Annotated in this window: 16 protein-coding genes, 1 tRNA gene and 1 pseudogene; 13 read left to right on the forward strand and 5 right to left on the reverse strand. The window is 70.4% G+C overall.

Annotated features, from left to right (window positions below; genetic code table 11):
• Window positions 1-71 precede the first annotated feature (71 nt).
• Complete coding sequence (locus IE185_RS23180) at window positions 72-1679, reverse strand: beta-N-acetylhexosaminidase (RefSeq protein WP_229843649.1); 1608 nt, start codon at window positions 1677-1679, stop codon at window positions 72-74.
• A 248-nt stretch (window positions 1680-1927) separates the two neighbouring features.
• Between IE185_RS23180 and IE185_RS23185 the strand changes: the two genes are divergently transcribed.
• Together IE185_RS23185 and glmS are read left to right on the forward strand one after the other, a co-directional pair.
• The gene (locus tag IE185_RS23185) at window positions 1928-2209 is read left to right on the forward strand and encodes a hypothetical protein (RefSeq protein WP_028811565.1); all 282 of its coding nucleotides are present in this window, start codon (window positions 1928-1930) and stop codon (window positions 2207-2209) included.
• 36 nt (window positions 2210-2245) lie between these two features.
• Window positions 2246-4063, forward strand: coding sequence for a glutamine--fructose-6-phosphate transaminase (isomerizing) (gene glmS, locus IE185_RS23190; protein WP_138897772.1), 1818 nt, complete (start codon window positions 2246-2248; stop codon window positions 4061-4063).
• Window positions 4064-4097: 34 nt separating this feature from the next.
• Here glmS and IE185_RS23195 read toward each other — a convergent pair whose 3' ends face one another.
• Window positions 4098-4619: a universal stress protein gene (locus IE185_RS23195; RefSeq protein ID WP_138897771.1), complete on the reverse strand. Its 522-nt coding sequence runs from the start codon at window positions 4617-4619 to the stop codon at window positions 4098-4100.
• 306 nt (window positions 4620-4925) lie between these two features.
• Between IE185_RS23195 and IE185_RS23200 the strand changes: the two genes are divergently transcribed.
• From IE185_RS23200 to IE185_RS23215, 4 genes are all read left to right on the forward strand, one after another.
• Window positions 4926-5288 carry a hypothetical protein gene (locus IE185_RS23200; protein WP_373303747.1) on the forward strand — a complete coding sequence of 121 codons (363 nt, stop codon included), beginning with the start codon at window positions 4926-4928 and terminating at the stop codon, window positions 5286-5288.
• A 368-nt stretch (window positions 5289-5656) separates the two neighbouring features.
• Entirely contained in the window at window positions 5657-6886 is a 1230-nt protein-coding gene (locus IE185_RS23205) for a helix-turn-helix domain-containing protein (protein WP_138898913.1), read from the forward strand.
• 5 nt (window positions 6887-6891) lie between these two features.
• Entirely contained in the window at window positions 6892-7494 is a 603-nt protein-coding gene (gene orn, locus IE185_RS23210; RefSeq protein ID WP_138898914.1) for an oligoribonuclease, read from the forward strand.
• A 90-nt stretch (window positions 7495-7584) separates the two neighbouring features.
• Window positions 7585-7657 (forward strand) — tRNA-His (locus tag IE185_RS23215).
• A gap of 61 nt (window positions 7658-7718) precedes the next feature.
• Here IE185_RS23215 and IE185_RS23220 read toward each other — a convergent pair.
• Complete coding sequence (locus IE185_RS23220) at window positions 7719-8786, reverse strand: LacI family DNA-binding transcriptional regulator (RefSeq protein ID WP_189715886.1); 1068 nt, start codon at window positions 8784-8786, stop codon at window positions 7719-7721.
• 280 nt (window positions 8787-9066) lie between these two features.
• On the opposite strand from IE185_RS23220, the gene IE185_RS23225 reads away from it, so the two are divergent.
• The 4 genes from IE185_RS23225 to IE185_RS23240 are packed head-to-tail and all read left to right on the forward strand — an operon-like array spanning window position 9067 to window position 13768.
• A complete protein-coding gene (locus IE185_RS23225) occupies window positions 9067-10401 on the forward strand; it encodes an ABC transporter substrate-binding protein (RefSeq protein WP_138899212.1) in 1335 nt (444 codons plus the stop codon).
• Window positions 10401-11435, forward strand: a complete 1035-nt coding sequence (locus IE185_RS23230) for a carbohydrate ABC transporter permease (RefSeq protein WP_189715888.1) — start codon at window positions 10401-10403, stop codon at window positions 11433-11435. Before IE185_RS23225 ends, IE185_RS23230 begins: the two co-directional genes overlap by 1 nt.
• Entirely contained in the window at window positions 11432-12304 is an 873-nt protein-coding gene (locus tag IE185_RS23235; RefSeq protein WP_138897676.1) for a carbohydrate ABC transporter permease, read from the forward strand. The genes IE185_RS23230 and IE185_RS23235 overlap by 4 nt, the downstream gene beginning before the upstream one ends.
• A gap of 42 nt (window positions 12305-12346) precedes the next feature.
• The gene (locus IE185_RS23240; protein ID WP_138897677.1) at window positions 12347-13768 is read left to right on the forward strand and encodes a GH1 family beta-glucosidase; all 1422 of its coding nucleotides are present in this window, start codon (window positions 12347-12349) and stop codon (window positions 13766-13768) included.
• A gap of 127 nt (window positions 13769-13895) precedes the next feature.
• Here the strand turns inward: IE185_RS23240 and IE185_RS34155 are convergent.
• Window positions 13896-14861: pseudogene (locus IE185_RS34155) on the reverse strand (SCO4651 family lipoprotein).
• Between the two features lie 93 nt (window positions 14862-14954).
• Between IE185_RS34155 and IE185_RS23250 the strand changes: the two are divergent.
• The 3 genes from IE185_RS23250 to IE185_RS23260 all read left to right on the forward strand — a co-directional run bounded on the left by IE185_RS23250 (window position 14955) and on the right by IE185_RS23260 (window position 16455).
• A complete protein-coding gene (locus IE185_RS23250) occupies window positions 14955-15488 on the forward strand; it encodes a hypothetical protein (RefSeq protein WP_138897678.1) in 534 nt (177 codons plus the stop codon).
• Window positions 15489-15560: 72 nt separating this feature from the next.
• Window positions 15561-15932, forward strand: coding sequence for a cupin domain-containing protein (locus IE185_RS23255; protein WP_138897679.1), 372 nt, complete (start codon window positions 15561-15563; stop codon window positions 15930-15932).
• A gap of 76 nt (window positions 15933-16008) precedes the next feature.
• Entirely contained in the window at window positions 16009-16455 is a 447-nt protein-coding gene (locus IE185_RS23260; protein ID WP_138897680.1) for a CBS domain-containing protein, read from the forward strand.
• A 27-nt stretch (window positions 16456-16482) separates the two neighbouring features.
• Here IE185_RS23260 and IE185_RS23265 read toward each other — a convergent pair whose 3' ends face one another.
• Complete coding sequence (locus IE185_RS23265; RefSeq protein WP_138897681.1) at window positions 16483-16788, reverse strand: hypothetical protein; 306 nt, start codon at window positions 16786-16788, stop codon at window positions 16483-16485.
• Window positions 16789-16843: the final 55 nt, after the last annotated feature.

Here is a 16843-nt window from a genome sequence, read left to right on the forward strand (position 1 = left end):
CCGGGACGGATGTGCGGGCGGGCGCCCGTGTCCAAGGCCCTCACGGACGCCCGCCGCACCTTCCGGGCCCGTTACGCCGCGGGCCAGGGCACCTGCGGAGAGCGGTAGTAGTCGATCCCCAGCGCGGACATCCGCGGCCCCTGGGCCGCGAGCCGCAGCTTGTACGCGTCCCAGTCGTGCGTGGCCGCGGGCGACCAGCCGAGCTCGGCGATGCCCGGCAGCCTCGGGAACGCCATGTACTCGACCTGGTCGTTGGTCCACACCGTCTCGGACCACATCGGCGCCTCGACCCCGAGCACCGACTCGGCCGGCGCGCCCGGCAGGTACGCCCCCGGGTTCCAGTCGTACGAGCGCTCCACTTCGACGTAGCCCGCCCAGGCGAGGCCGAGCGGGGTGCTCTTGTCGTACTTCATGTCGAGGTACGCGCGGTCGGCCGGTGACAGGACCAGCTTCGTACCGTTCCGGGCGGCGTTGGCGACCTGCGCCTTCTCGGTGGCCGACGTCTTGTCGAGCCCCCAGTACTGCGCCACCGCCCCCTTGGCCGGTTCGGCGCCCGTCAGCTGGTGCCAGCCCATCACCGTCTTGCCGTACTTGCCGACGACGGCCTGCGCCTTGTCCATGAAGGCGACGTAGTCCTTGTGCGGCGTGGAGTGCGCCTCGTCGCCGCCGATGTGGATGTACTTGCCGGGCGTCATCGCGGCGATCTCGCGCACCACGTCGTCGACGAACTCGTAGGTGACGGCCTTCGGCACGCACAGCGAGCTGAAGCCGACGTTCGTGCCCGTGTAGAGGGGCGGCGCGACGCCGTCGCAGTTCAGCTCGGCGTACGAGGCGAGGGCCGCGTTGGTGTGGCCGGGCAGGTCGATCTCGGGGACGACCTCCAGGTGGCGGGAGGCGGCGTACCGCAGGATCTCCCGGTAGTCGGCCTTCGTGTAGTAGCCGCCGGGGCCGCCGCCCACCTGGGTGGAGCCGCCGTACGTCGTCAGGCGCGGCCAGGAGTCGATGGCGATGCGCCAGCCCTGGTCGTCGGAGAGGTGCAGGTGAAGCTTGTTGATCTTGTAGAGGGCCATCTGGTCGATGTACGTCTTGACCTTGTCGACGCTGAAGAAGTGCCGCGAGACGTCGAGCATCGCTCCCCGGTAGCCGTAGCGGGGCGTGTCCTTGATCGTCCCGCCCGCGACCGTCCAGGGGCCCCGCTGCCGGGTGTCCTCCTCCACCGCCGCGGGCAGGAGCTGACGGAGCGTCTGGACGCCGTGGAAGAGCCCGGCGGCCCGGCGGGCGGTGATCGTCACGCCGTGCCGACCGGACTCCAGCCGGTATCCCTCGTCGCCCAGCGAGGCGTCCCGGGAGCCGAGCCGCAGCCGGATGCCGTCCCTGCCGTCCCGTGCGGTGACGGGGAGCTCGAAGCCCGTGGAGGGGCGCAGGACGTCCGCGAGGTACGAGCCGATGCGCCGCGCCTCCCGGGAGCCGTCGTCGACCCGGATGCGCGTGCGGGGCGTGAGGGCGTAAGAAGGCCCGCCCTCGGACACGGAGGCGGGCGCCGGAACCACTTGGCTCAACGGTCTGGCGCGGGCGGCCGGCTCGGCGGCGGCCGCGGTGACTCCGAGGCTCGTCGCGCCGGCGGCGACGACCAGGAGCAGCGGGGCGAACAGACCTGGAATCCTTCTGCGTTGACTCACGGGCGGTCCCTTCGGCGGGGCTTCGCGACAGTGGCATGGTGCAGGCGAACGGTCACCATGCGTATCGCGCGCCCCTTTCCGGGTCAAGGGTGTAGACCAGTTGACCGCTCTGTGTCGCCTCTGGACGCCCCCCGACGACCCGCTCCCCCACACGTCCGCGACCTGGCCTTTTCGCTTTGTGACGGAAATCCTGCCCGATAGCGGGCAGATTTCTTGCGTACGCCCCGGATCCCCCGCAGTATCTACGGGTGCTCGAACGCCGCCCGTCGTCCCCGTACGACGACCTCATCGACCACCTGGTCCGCAGCACCGCGCTCCCGCGCGGTGAGGCCGCCCGGGTGGTGCTCGACGTACTGGCGTACTTCGACGAGACGGCGGAGGACTTCGTGCGCCGTCGCCACCGTGAGCTCCAGTCCGGCGGCCTGGTGAACGCGGAGATCTTCGAGCGGATCGCGGCCGAGATGCCGCACCGCGCCGTGGCGCCGCCGGAGCTCTCGCTCCGTCAGCTGCGCCGCATCGTCTACGGCTGAGAGCACGCACCCAACGACTCGAGGGATACCCATCACATGTGCGGAATCGTCGGTTACATCGGCAAGCGCGACGTCGCCCCGCTGCTGCTCGAAGGCCTCCAGCGCCTGGAGTACCGCGGCTACGACTCGGCGGGCATCGTCATCACCAGCCCGAAGGCCAGCGGCCTGAAGATGGTCAAGGCCAAGGGCCGCGTCCGCGACCTGGAGGCCAAGGTCCCCAAGCGCTTCGCCGGCACCACCGGCATCGCCCACACCCGCTGGGCCACCCACGGCGCCCCGAGCGACGAGAACGCCCACCCGCACCTCGACGCCGAGGGCAAGGTCGCCGTCGTCCACAACGGCATCATCGACAACGCCACCGAGCTGCGCGCCAAGCTGGTCGCCGACGGCGTCGAGTTCCTCTCCGAGACCGACACCGAGGTCCTGGTCCACCTCGTCGCCCGCTCGCAGGCCGTGACGCTGGAGGAGAAGGTCCGCGAGGCGCTGCGCCACGTCGAGGGGACGTACGGCGTCGCCGTCATGCACGCCGACTTCTCCGACCGCATCGTCGTCGCCCGCAACGGCTCGCCGGTCGTCCTCGGCATCGGCGAGAAGGAGATGTTCGTCGCCTCCGACATCGCGGCGCTCGTCTCGCACACCCGCCAGATCGTCACGCTCGAAGACGGCGAGATGGCCACCCTGAAGGCCGACGACTTCCGTACGTACACCACCGAGGGCTCCCGTACGACGGCCACGCCGACCACCGTGGAGTGGGAGGCCGAGTCGTACGACATGGGCGGCCACGACACGTACATGCACAAGGAGATCTCCGAGCAGGCCGACGCCGTGGACCGCGTGCTGCGCGGCCGCATCGACGACCGCTTCTCCACCGTGCACCTGGGCGGCCTGAACCTGGACGCCCGCGAGGCGCGCGGCATCCGCCGCGTCAAGATCCTCGGCTGCGGCACCTCGTACCACGCGGGCATGATCGGCGCGCAGCTCATCGAGGAGCTGGCCCGCATCCCCGCCGACGCCGAGCCCGCGTCCGAGTTCCGCTACCGCAACCCGGTCGTGGACCCCGACACCCTGTACGTCGCGGTCTCCCAGTCCGGTGAGACGTACGACGTGCTGGCGGCCGTGCAGGAGCTGAAGCGCAAGGGCGCCCGTGTCCTCGGCGTGGTCAACGTCGTCGGCTCGGCGATCGCCCGCGAGGCCGACGGCGGCATGTACGTGCACGCCGGCCCCGAGGTCTGCGTCGTCTCCACCAAGTGCTTCACCAACACGGTGGTCGCCTTCGCGCTGCTCGCCCTCCACCTGGGCCGCATCCGCGACCTGTCCGTCTCGGACGGCAAGCGCCTCATCGAGGGCCTGCGCAAGCTGCCCGCCCAGATCGCCGAGATCCTCAAGACCGAGGACGAGATCAAGAAGATCGCCGAGGAGTACGCCGGCGCCCAGTCGATGATGTTCATCGGGCGCGTCCGGGGCTACCCGGTGGCGCTGGAGGCCTCCCTCAAGCTGAAGGAGATCTCCTACATCCACGCCGAGGCGTACCCGGCCTCCGAGCTCAAGCACGGCCCGCTCGCCCTGATCGAGCCCGCCCTCCCGACGGTCGCGATCGTGCCCGACGACGAGCTGCTGGAGAAGAACCGCGCGGCCCTGGAGGAGATCAAGGCCCGCAGCGGCCGGATCCTGGCGGTCGCGCACCGCGAGCAGGAAAAGGCCGACCACACCATTGTGGTGCCGAAGAACGAGACGGAGCTGGACCCCATCCTCATGGGCATTCCGCTGCAACTCCTGGCATACCACACGGCTTTGGCCATGGGTCGCGACATCGACAAGCCGCGCAACCTCGCCAAGTCCGTGACGGTCGAGTAGCAGCCGGAGGGGCGTCGTGATCCCGTACGAACGGTTACGGGATCACGATGACCGGCCGCTGCGCGCGCCGCGCGAGCCGGCCGGCGACCGAGCCGAAGATCCGCCCGACGATGCCGTGCGTCGACCCGACCACGATGGCGTCGGCCGAGTACTCCTGGCCGACCTCCTCCAGCTCGTGGCAGATGTCGCCGCCGCGCTCGACGAGGATCCACGGCACTTCGGCGAGGTAGTCGGCGCAGGCCAGCTCCAGGCCGAGCACCTCGGTGCGGTGATCGGGCACGTCCACGAAGACCGGAGGCTCGCAGCCCGCCCAGACCGTGGTCGGCAGCCGGTTCGCGACGTGGACGATGATCAGGCCGGAGCCCGACCGCACCGCCATGCCGATGGCATACGAAAGCGCCCGCTCGCTGGACGTGGAGCCGTCGAATCCGACGACGACACCGTGCTGGAAGGCGGGATCGCAGGAGTGGCGCGTCTGTTCCACCGCCCGGAGGTCGTCCAGGGGATCGACGACCTGCTTGCGGTCCGCGGGTTCGGGGGTTTCGTGACCGGCCATGGGTTCTCGGCGAGAAGTCCTCTGGGGAGGGGTCGCTCTTACTGAGGGAAGCAATGACAATTGAACAGTGAACTGTGTCTGGGAATCATCTTCCCAAGCCCATACCACCAAGGGTACGGCGACACTCCTTTCCTGCCCAGAGCCCGCCGGTCCCTCGCACGGCGTTTCAGGGAGCATGCACGAGCCCGGCGCGTAAGGCAATGCCGGTTGGCCCCTACAGTCGTCTCGACAGGCGGACCCCTCAGTGACCCCTCGGCGCCGCCGTCCGTTAGGCACGTCCCACCCGCGTACGTCAGGGAGTCCGCCGTGCCCGGACCGCCGACCGGCCCCGCCACCGCCCCCGTTCCCGCGCCGCGCGGCCGCCGCAGGGCGGCCGTACCGCCGGCTCCCGCGCCCCGCGCGCCGCACCCGGCCGACGCGATCGGCGACGTGGTCCGCTGGGCCGCCTTCAGCTGCGCACTCGTCCCGGTGGTGCTCGTCATGTACGGCACCTCCTTCGGCGGGGCGGCCGCCGCCGCGCTGGGACTCGCCACCGTGACCGCCGCCTGCCGCGTACTGCTGCGCCGGTCCGAGCGCGCGGCGGCCGAGGAGACGGACCGGGCGCGGCGGCGGCCGGCCGGGGCGCATCGGGGCGGGCGTCACGCGGGGCCGAGCGCACCGGGAGAATGACGTTCTCGCACGCACGAACCCATATCTTTTCAGCCAACTTCTGGCTGTGACCCAACCCTTGGCGAAATGCCCTCCCCACCCCCGTACCACCAGGCATGAAAGGACCGTCCCCGGCCAATGCACCCTACGGGGACGGGCCATGAGCGGGATGCGTACTTCCCTGCGGGGCCCACGAGTGGAACGCTTCGTGATCGAATGCTTCGCGCCAAGTTGCCTTGTCGACATAGTGCCGAATGCCGAAGTTGTCACGCCGGCGCCACGGGACACAGTAGATTCGATCATGGGTATATACGGCGGGGGAATCATGCAGGACCGAGGGGAAACGTGCAGGACCGAGAGGACGCGAACACCGAGGGGGGCTTAGCGTCATGAGCCAGGACTCCACTGCCGTACCGGAGGCCGCACGGAAGCTCTCCGGACGCCGCCGCCGGGAGATCGTCGCAGTACTGCTCTTCAGTGGCGGCCCCATCTTCGAAAGCTCCATCCCACTCTCTGTGTTCGGCATTGACCGGCAGGACGCAGGAGTACCCCGATACCGGCTACTGGTGTGCGCGGGCGAGGACGGGCCGCTGCGCACCACGGGCGGGCTCGAACTGACCGCCCCCTACGGCCTGGAGGCGATGAGCAGGGCCGGCACCGTCGTCGTACCGGCGTGGCGGTCCATCACCTCGCCACCACCGCCGGAGGCACTCGACGCACTGCGCCGCGCGCACGAGGAGGGCGCCCGCATCGTCGGGCTGTGCACCGGCGCGTTCGTACTGGCGGCGGCGGGGCTGCTCGACGGCCGCCCGGCCACCACGCACTGGATGTACGCGCCGACGCTCGCCAAGCGCTATCCGTCGGTCCACGTCGACCCGCGCGAGCTCTTCGTCGACGACGGCGACGTCCTCACGTCGGCCGGCACGGCGGCCGGAATCGACCTGTGCCTGCACATCGTGCGTACGGACCACGGCACGGAGGCCGCCGGGGCGCTGGCCCGCAGGCTGGTCGTACCACCGCGCCGCAGTGGCGGCCAGGAGCGCTATCTCGACAGGTCTTTACCGGAGGAGATCGGCGCCGACCCGCTGGCCGAGGTCGTCGCCTGGGCGCTGGAGCACCTCCACGAGCAGTTCGACGTGGAGACGCTGGCCGCGCGCGCCTACATGAGCCGCCGCACGTTCGACCGGCGCTTTCGTTCGCTCACCGGGAGCGCTCCCCTGCAGTGGCTGATCACTCAGCGGGTGCTCCAGGCGCAGCGTCTGCTGGAGACGTCGGACTACTCGGTCGACGAGGTCGCGGGGCGGTGCGGCTTCCGGTCGCCGGTCGCGCTGCGCGGGCATTTCCGGCGCCAGCTGGGCTCGTCCCCGGCCGCGTACCGGGCCGCGTACCGGGCCCGGCGTCCGCAGGGCGAGGTCCACGCGGGCCCGTCCGGGCTGTCCGGGGGCGGTCAGGGCGCGGAAGCGATGCCGCAGCAGGCCCGGCGCACGGCGGCGGCCAGTACGCAGTCGGGCCCCACGGCGACCACGTCGGCGACCGCGGAGCCGGGCAAGCCCAGCTCCGATGTGTACACCCCCGGCCGCCCGACGCTCCCCGGCCAGCGGGAACGCCCCGTAGGGTGAGACACATGAACGATCGCATGGTGTGGATCGACTGCGAGATGACCGGGCTCTCGCTGACGGACGACGCACTCATTGAGGTGGCCGCACTGGTCACCGACTCGGAGCTCAACGTGCTCGGCGACGGGGTGGACATCGTGATCCGCCCGCCGGACGCGGCCCTGGAGACCATGCCCGAGGTGGTGCGGCAGATGCACACCGCCTCGGGCCTCCTCGACGAGCTGGCCGGCGGAACGTCGCTGGCCGACGCCGAGGAGCAGGTCCTGGCCTATGTACGCACCCACGTGAAGGAGCCCGGCAAGGCCCCGCTGTGCGGAAACTCGGTCGGTACCGACCGCGGCTTCCTGCTGCGTGACATGTCGACGCTGGAGGCGTACCTCCACTACCGGATCGTGGATGTCTCGTCGGTCAAGGAGCTGGCCCGCCGCTGGTTCCCGCGGGCGTACTTCAACAGCCCGGAGAAGAACGGCAACCACCGGGCGCTCGCCGACATCAAGGACTCCATCGCGGAGCTGCGCTACTACCGGGAAGCGGTCTTCGTGCCGCAGCCCGGGCCGGACTCCGAAACGGCGAAGAAAATCGCCGCGAAGTACGTCCTGCCTGCGCAGTAGCCGCCCGGTGGGACCCGGTTAAACCCGGGCGCGAGCACCCTCTGGGACCCTGTACACTTTTTCTCAGCCGGTCGGAAACGACCGGCCACGGTGGGTGTAGCTCAGTTGGTAGAGCACCTGGTTGTGGTCCAGGTGGCCGCGGGTTCAAGTCCCGTCACTCACCCTGATCGATCCGAGCCCCTGACCTGGAAACAGGTCAGGGGCTCGATGCGTTGCCCGGCCGCTCATGACGACGTACGGGGCACCAGCTCCGTCGGCAGCACGATCCGGCGGCGGTCGTCGTCTCCAGGGGCGCCCGCCGGGCGGCGGTCCGCGATCTCGGCCAGCAGCAGCCGGGTCATCTCCCGGCCCATCTCCTCGATGGGCCAGCGGACGCTGGTCAGCGGCGGGTCCATCCGGTGGGCGATGGCCGAGTCGTCGAAGCCGACCAGCGCCACGTCCCCCGGGACGGTGCGCCCGCGCTCGCGCAGGACCTGCCGGGCTCCCGCCGCCATCACGTCGGAGGCCACGAAGACCGCGTCCAGCGCGGGGCGGCGGTCCAGCAGCTCCTCCATGGCCCGTCGGCCGCCCTCCTCGGTGAAGTCGGCGGGGGCCACCAGCCCCTCGTCGGCATCGAGGCCGGCCTCGACGAGCGCCTGCCGGTAGCCGTCGAGGCGGCACTGGGCGCCGTAGACGTCGAGGAGCCCCGTGATCGTGCCTATCGTGCGCCGGCCCCGGGATATCAGGTGCGCCACGGCTCCGCGCGCGCCCGCCACGTTGTCCGCGTCGACCCAGGCGAGCGGCTCGTCCGCGGAGCGGCGGCCGCTGAGGACGACCGGGATGTCCAGCTGGACCAGCAGCTCGGGCAGTGGGTCGTCGGCGTGCACGGACACCAGCAGGACACCGTCGACACGGTTGCCCGCGAGGTAGCGGGCGAGGCGGCTGCGCTCACGGTCGTTGCCGACGATGGTGAGCAGGAGCTGCATCTCGGTGCTGTCGAGCGCGGCGCCGACGCCGCGCACGATGTCGGAGAAGTACGGCTCGGCGAAGAAGCGGGACTCGACCTCCGGGACGACGAGCGCGATGGCGTCCGTGCGGTTGGCGGCCAGGGCGCGGGCCGCACGGTTCGGTACGTACCCCAGCTCGTCGACGGCGGCCTCCACGGCGGCGCGGGTCTCCTGGCTGACGCGCGGGGAGCCGTTGACGACCCGGGAGACGGTGCCCCGGCCCACCCCCGCGCGTGCCGCCACCTCTTCAAGGGTCGGCCGCCCGCCGCTCCGGCCCCCCGGGCCCCGGATTCCGTGCGTCACCATGTCCCGACCTCCCCAAACTGTGCCCCGTCCGGACCCCGTCCGGTCGCCGTGCGGCGCTGCGCAATATCTCATGGCCGTCTCGGACGGGAAATCCCCGTCCGAAACCTTGACACCCCCGCGGGGAGCCGCGAACCTTCAACACATCACACATGGGAGCGCTCCCACAGTACCTGACTCATACACAACCCGCACGTTCCCCGCCCGGGCCGAAGGCACAACTCTGGGCCGTATCAGCACAGTTGGCCGGGGGGTCGGCACGTCAGGGCACAAGGAGGACGCAATGCGCACCAGTACCCGAACGCGTCGCAGAGCGGTGGTCGTCGCCGCCGTGGTCGCACTCGGCGCGGGCCTGCTCGGCGGCTGCGCCGAGGACAGCGACGAGGGAACCGGCGGCTCCGGCGGCGGCAAGAAGGACGCCCAGGGCAAGACCACGCTGGAGATCGGCACCTTCGGCGTGTTCGGCTACAAGCAGGCCGGGCTGTACGACGAGTACATGAAGCTGAACCCGGACATCGTCATCAAGGAGGACGTGACCGAACGCAACGACACGTACTACCCGGAGCTGCTCACCCACCTCGCGGCGAACAGCGGGCTCCAGGACATCCAGGCCATAGAGGTCGGGAACATCAACGAGATCGTCACCACGCAGGCCGACAAGTTCGAGGACCTGTCGAAGGCGCCCGGCGTCGACCGGGCGAACTGGCTGGACTGGAAGTGGGCGCAGGGGTCCACCAAGGACGGGCGGACCGTCGCGCTCGGCACCGACATCGGACCGATGGGCCTGTGCTACCGCAAGGACCTGTTCAAGAAGGCCGGACTGCCGACCGACCGCGAGGCCGTGGGCAAGCTGTGGGCGGGCGACTGGCAGAAGTACGTCGACGCCGGCAAGCAGTACAAGGCGAAGGGGCCCAAGGGCACGGCCTTCACCGACTCGGCGGCCGGTCTCTTCGCCGCCGTCAACAACGGTTACGCGGAGCGGTTCTACGACGCCGGGGGCGAGCTGATCCACAAGGACAGCCCCGCCGTGAAGACGGCCTGGGACCTGGCCATGCAGGCCGCCGAGGGCGGACTGACCGCCAAGCTCAAGCAGTTCGACAAGGCGTGGGACCAGGCGTACGCGAACGGCACCTTCGCCACCGTCTCCTGCCCGCCGTGGATGCTCGGGTACATCAAGGAGAAGGCGGGCACGGCGGGCGAGGACCAGTGGGACGTCGCGGCGGCCCCCAAGCCCGCCAACTGGGGCGGCTCGTTCATCGGCGTACCGAAGGCCGGCAAGAACAAGGCGGAGGCGATCAAGCTCGCCGCCTGGCTGACCGCGCCCGAACAGCAGGCGAAGCTCTTCGACAAGCAGGCGAGCTTCCCGTCCACCCCGGCGGCGTACGAGATGGACGCGGTCTCCGGCGCGAAGAACCCGTACTTCGGCGACGCCCCGACCGGGCAGCTCTTCGCCGAGGCGGCCAAGGGCATCCCGACGCTCGTGATCGGCCCGAAGGACCAGCAGATCGGCACCGCCTTCGGTGACGTCGGCATCCTCCAGGTGGAGCAGCAGGGCAAGAGCCCGGCGGAGGGCTGGAAGGCCGCCCTGAAGGAGATCGACAACGCGGTGGACGGCTGATGCGTCCGTACACCGACCAGTCCGGCCCGGCTGCGTCCCCCTCCTCGGGGGACGCGGTCCCGGACCGCCCGACGGCGGCGGCGGTGGCGGTCGAGCGGCCGGTCGCGGCCGGCGACCGGCGCCGGAAGTGGCGCAGCAGGCGCTACCGCTGGGACACGAAGTACAGCCCGTACGCCTTCGTCGCCCCCTTCTTCGTCTTCTTCGCCGCCTTCGGGGTCTTCCCCCTCCTCTATACGGGCTGGTCGTCGCTGCACCGCGTGTCGCTGTCGGCGCCGAACGACATGGAGTGGGTGGGGCTGCACAACTACACGCGGCTCCTGGAGGACGAGTTCTTCTGGAACGCGCTGCGCAACACCTTCACCATCGGGGTCCTGTCGACGGTGCCCCAGCTGCTGATGGCGCTGGGCATCGCACATCTGCTCAACTACCGGCTGCGCGCCTCGGCCTTCTTCCGGGTCGCGATCCTCACGCCGTACGCCACCTCGGTGGCGGCCGCGACACTCGTCTTCGTGCTGCTGTTCGGGCGCGACTACGGAATGATCAACTGGGCGCTCGAAGGGGTGGGGCTCGGGAAGGTCGACTGGCAGAGCGGGACGCTGTCGTCGCAGGTCGCGGTGTCGACCATCGTCATCTGGCGGTGGACCGGGTACAACGCGCTGATCTATCTGGCCGCGATGCAGGCGGTGCCGAACGACCTGTACGAGTCGGCGGCGCTGGACGGGGCCACCCGGTGGCAGCAGTTCCTGCACGTCACCATCCCCTCGCTGCGGCCGACGATCCTCTTCACGGTCGTCGTCTCGACGATCGGCGCGACCCAGCTGTTCGGTGAGCCGCTGCTGTTCGGCGGGGCGGGCGGGCAGAAGGGCGGGGCGTCCCACCAGTTCCAGACGCTCGGCCTCTACCTGTACGAACAGGGCTGGTTCAACTTCCACCTCGGGCGGGCCTCCGCGATCGCCTGGGCGATGTTCCTGATCCTGCTGATCGTGGCGGGCGTCCACCTGCTGATCGCGCGCCGCCTGAGGAAGAGCCAATGAAGCCGACGAAGCCGACGCCGCGCCGGCCGGTCCTGCGCGTTCGCGCCGGGCGCCACCTGCACGGCGGCCCCCTCACCTACGCCGTCCTGATCGTCTTCACCCTCGGGTCACTGTTCCCGCTCGTGTGGACGGCGATCGCCGCCTCCCGCAACAACACCCGGCTGTCCCAGACACCGCCGCCGTTCTGGTTCGGCGGGAACCTGTTCAGGAACCTCCACACCGCGTGGACCGACGCCAACATGGGGCTGGCGCTGCTCAACACGGCGGTGGTGGCCGGGACCATCGCGCTGGGCACGGTGCTCTTCTCCACCCTCGCCGGCTTCGCCTTCGCCAAGCTGCGCTTCCGCTTCAAGAACGTGCTGATGCTGCTGGTCGTGGCCACGATGATGGTGCCGCCGCAGCTCAGCGTCGTACCACTGTTCATGACGGTCGCCGAGCTCCAGTGGACCGACCAGCTCCAGGCCGTCATCCTGCCGACGCTCGTCAGCGCCTTCGGGGTCTTCTTCATGCGCCAGTACCTGGTGCAGGCGCTGCCCAGCGAGCTGGTCGAGGCGGCCCGGGTCGACGGGGCGAGCAGCCTGCGGATCATCTGGCACATCGTGTTCCCCGCCGCCAGGCCCGCGATGGCGGTGCTGGGCATGCTCACCTTCGTGGCCGCGTGGAACGACTTCTTCTGGCCCATCATCGCGCTGACCCAGGACAACCCGACCGTGCAGGTGGCGCTCGCCAACCTCGGCCAGGGCTTCGTACCCGACCAGTCGGTCATCATGGCCGGCGCTCTGCTCGGCACGCTGCCGCTGCTGCTGGCCTTCGTGCTGTTCGGGCGGCAGATCGTCGGCGGCATCATGCAGGGCGCGGTCAAGGGCTGACGTCCCTCTTCTTATTCCACTCCCATCACCAGGAGCGTTCCCATGACCGAAGGCACGGACAGCTTTCCGCCCGGATTCCTGTGGGGCTCCGCGACCGCCGCCTACCAGATCGAGGGCGCCGCGCGCGAGGACGGCCGCACTCCGTCGATCTGGGACACCTTCAGCCGTACGCCGGGAAAGGTGCTGGGCGGTGACACGGGTGACGTGGCCGTCGACCACTACCACCGGATGCGGGACGACGTACGGATGATGGCGGACCTGGGGCTGAACGCGTACCGCTTCTCGGTGTCGTGGCCGCGCGTCCAGCCCACCGGCCGGGGTCCGGCCGTCGAGCGCGGCCTGGACTTCTACCGCGCGCTGACGGACGAGCTGCTGGCCGCCGGGATCACGCCCAGCCTGACCCTGTACCACTGGGACCTGCCGCAGGAGCTGGAGGACGCGGGCGGGTGGCCGGCGCGGGACACGGCGTACCGCTTCGCGGAGTACGCGCGGCTCGTCGCGGACGCCGTGGGCGACCGGGTGGAGCTGTGGACCACCCTCAACGAGCCCTGGTGCAGCGCGTTCCTGGGGTACGGGTCCGGGGTGCACGCGCCCGGCCGCACCGACCCGGTGGCCGCCCTGCGCGCCGCCCACCACCTGAACCTGGGGCACGGCCTGGCCGTACAGGCGCTGCGGGCCGCGCTGCCGGCGCGGGCGCGGATCGGCGTGAGCCTCAACCCGAGCGCGGTCAGACCGCTGACGGAGTCGGAGGGCGACCTGGACGCGCGGCGCCGGATCGACGCGCTGGCGAACCGGATCTTCACAGGCCCGATGCTGAGGGGCGCCTACCCGGCCGACCTGCTGGCGGACACGGCGCACCTGACGGACTGGTCGTTCGTACGGGACGCGGACCCGGCGACGGCCAAGGCGCGGCTCGACTTCCTGGGCGTCAACTACTACGCGCCTGCGGTGGTCTCGGCGGCGTCCGGCAGCGACGGCTCCCGCCACGACGGCCACGGCTCCAGCGACCACTCGCCGTGGCCCGGCTCGGAGAGCGTCACGTTCCACCAGCCGCCGGGCGAACTGACCGCGATGGACTGGTCCGTCGACCCGACCGGGCTGTACGACCTGCTCGTTCGGTACGCGCGAGAGGCGCCCGGCACCGATCTGCTGGTCACCGAGAACGGCGCGGCGTACGACGACAAGCCGGGCGACGACGGCGCGGTCCACGACCCGGACCGCATCCGCTACCTGCACGGCCACCTGGCGGCGGTGCGCCGGGCGATGCGGGACGGCGCCGGGGTGCGCGGGTACTTCCTGTGGTCGCTGATGGACAACTTCGAGTGGGCGTACGGCTACAGCAAGCGGTTCGGCGCGGTGTACGTCGACTACGAGACGCAGGAGCGCATTCCGAAGTCCAGCGCGCACTGGTACGGGCAGGTGGCCAGGACGGGCGTACTGCCCTACCCGATGCTGGAGGACTGAGCGCGAGGGGGCGGGGCGACCGGTGCTCACCGCCGCCGAGGATCCGTCCGTCCCGCCGGGCATGCGGCGGATCCTCGGCGGCGCGGGGGCGGCCCGCGCCGGAGCGGGGCCGGTCGGCGCTGGTGTGCTACCGCTGCTGGGTCGCCTTGTCCGTCATGTCGGCGGTCTGGCCGGCCGCCGGGGGCTCGACGTCCAGCTCGGCGCCGAAGTCGCTGTACTCGATGACGGTCCGGACCTCGGCCCGCTGCGGGCCGCCGGACGCCGCGCCGTCGGGCGCCTTCACCCGCAGGTCCATCTGCTGACGGCGGATACGTCCGTCGTCGTCCAGCCAGACGTCCATCGGCAGCGTCGGGCCGAGCTGCTTCTTGAGCTGGTCGGCCTTGGCCCGGTCGCCCGTACCGGCGAGCTTGTCGACGTCGATCGTGACGCGGTAGCGGGTCGTGCCGGTGCCGCCGACCTGCTCCGTGCCGATCTTCCTGACGTCCTTGTCGGTGACGCCCTTCGCGAAGCCGGCGGACTCGGCCGGGTCGTTCACCTGCGGCGAGCTGCCGCCGCCGCGCTGGGCGGCCTTCTACAGGTCGATCTTGATCCAGGGCTTCTTGCCCGGCACCTTCGCCTGCTGCTCCTTGGGCGGCTTCTGGTAGACGATGCCGTCGACGACCCGCTGCTCGATCTTCTGGCCGCCGGCGGTGAGGGTCATCTCGCTGTCGCCCTCGGCGAGGTCGATGACGCCCTGCCCCTCGGCGGACACGGACCTGCCCTGCGCGGACGTCCGCGTGGTCAGCTTCATGCGCGCGGTCTGCGCCTCGGCGGTCCTGTCGTACGCGGACCGTACGGCCGCGGTGCCGTCCTCCTGGGCTCCCGGACTCTTTTTCGCGGCCTTGTCGCTGCCGGCCGTCTTCCTGCCCGGGTCCGAACCGTCGCTCCCGCAGGCCACCAGCGCCGTACAGGCGACGGCCCCCGCCATGGAGACGGCTCCGGTCCTGAGGCCCTTGCTCAACCAGGACATGCAACCCCAACTCTCGGTCATCGGTAGTCGGTTGAACGCTTGACCTGACATCAGGTGCCCCGGGTCGCCCCGGCTACGCGGCATTTATGCGGACCCGAGCGCTCCGCCCGATGTCCGGCGGTCTGTGCAGTGATCAAGGTTCCCTCTAGGCTTTCGTCAGCCGAAGGGGTGGGGACCATGGACGTGCCGAACGTTGTCGGGGACTGGCAGGAGTACCGGTCCGAGGAGTGGGCCGGGTTGCGGGTGCGCGTGCACGGGCTCCGCAGGGCCGTGCCGCCGCGCGGCCGTCATGACGACGCGAAGGGCATGACGTACGTCCGCTTCCACGTGACGTTCGAGAACCGCGGCGCCACGTTCTTCTCGATCGACTTCCACTCGCATCCCGAGCACTACGAGGTGCGTGTGGGACGCGAGGGGCACGGCGCCTTCGTCGACGAGTACGCCGCCGACAGGATCCGCGACTTCACCCTCTATCCGCAGCGCCGCGTGACGGCCACGCTCTATGCCGCCGCGCCCGCCGCCCGGCTCAAGGACCTGAGCATCCAGGTCGGTCCGAAGATCGACGAGGAGCCGTCGTTCGGATACGTGTGGGTCGGCGGCCTCGGAGTCCACGAGGGCTCCACGGGCGCCGGTCCCCGCACGTCGACGGCGCGCTCCGGTGTGGCCAGCGAGGTGGAGCGCTTCCTCCAGGACAGCGCCTCCGAGGACTGACCCGCGTCTGCCCGGCGGTAGCCTGGAAGAGGACTCGGGGAACGCGACGAGCCCGCCGGGAGGCGGATGATCATGGCCGCGATTGTGTGCAAGAACTTCGACTCCGCAGACGAGACCAGGCCGTTCGAGGACGGCAAAGGCCGGCTCGACCTGCTCCACACCGACCGTGGCCCGGTGGGCCGCGCGGTCTTCGAGCCGGGCTGGCAGTGGACCCAGCACCTCAAGCCCATCGCCGGCACCGACAGCTGCCAGGCCGCCCACACCGGATACGTCGTGAGCGGCCGGATGAAGATCGTCATGGACGACGGCGACAGCGTGGAGGCGGGACCCGGCGACTTCATCACCATCGCGCCCGGCCACGACGCCTGGGTGCTCGGCGACGAAGCCTGCGTCTTTCTCGACTGGGTCGGCTTCGGGGACTACGCCGTGCCCGCCGGCTCCTGAGGGGCGGCGGTAGGCCATCCGTGGTGTCATCGATGGAGGACAAGAGAACATCCCGATCGCGGGAGGATCCACAGTTATGGCCACGAACAAGCAGCTCAAGGCCCGCGACATCATGACGAGCGGGGTTCAGTGCGTCGGCGCGCACCAGTCGCTGTTCGACGCGGCGCAGATGATGCGCGACCTCAACGTCGGTTGTCTGCCGATCTGCGGCGACGACAACAGGCTCACCGGCCTGATCACCGACCGCGACATCGTCGTGAAGTGCTGCGCCGAGGGCGTGGAACCGGCCACGGTCCAGGCCGGCACGCTGGGCGGACACGTGCATTGGATCGACGCCGACGCGGACGCCAACCAGGCGCTCGAAAGCATGGAGACGCACCAGATCAAGCGCCTCCCGGTCATCGACGTCCAGGGCGGTCACCAACTGGTCGGCATGATCACCGAGGCGAACCTCGCGAAGAACCTCAGTGACGAACAGATCGCCGAGTTCGCGACCCGCGTCTACGCGAACGTCGCGGGATAGCTCCGTACGGCGCCCGGCCGGGACGGGTCAGGCGTTGCCCCGGGACGCCAGGGTCTGCAGGCCCTTCTTGAGGTCGTCGGCGTTCATCACCGGCAGGATCTCGACCTCCGCGCCGAGTTCCATGAAGAACGTCTCCGCCACGGGAGGCAGCTGCGAGCTGTCCTGCATGTCGAAGAAGAACATGCAGGACCGCCGGCCCATGCTGGGGAAGAAGTAGGCGGCCTCGGGCTTGAGCTGTTCGGTCACCTTGCTCATCATCTGCGGCAACGTGCCGTTGCGGATCGCCTCGTTGCCGGCCTCGGTGTCGATGTGGGCGTGCAGCATGACCCTCATGGCGTTCGCTCCTTCGGCACAGCAGGGCCGGCGCGGTCCGCCCGCGCACACCGGG

Source organism: Streptomyces chryseus, assembly GCF_014650755.1.
GTDB classification, from domain to species: Bacteria; Actinomycetota; Actinomycetes; order Streptomycetales; family Streptomycetaceae; genus Streptomyces; species Streptomyces chryseus.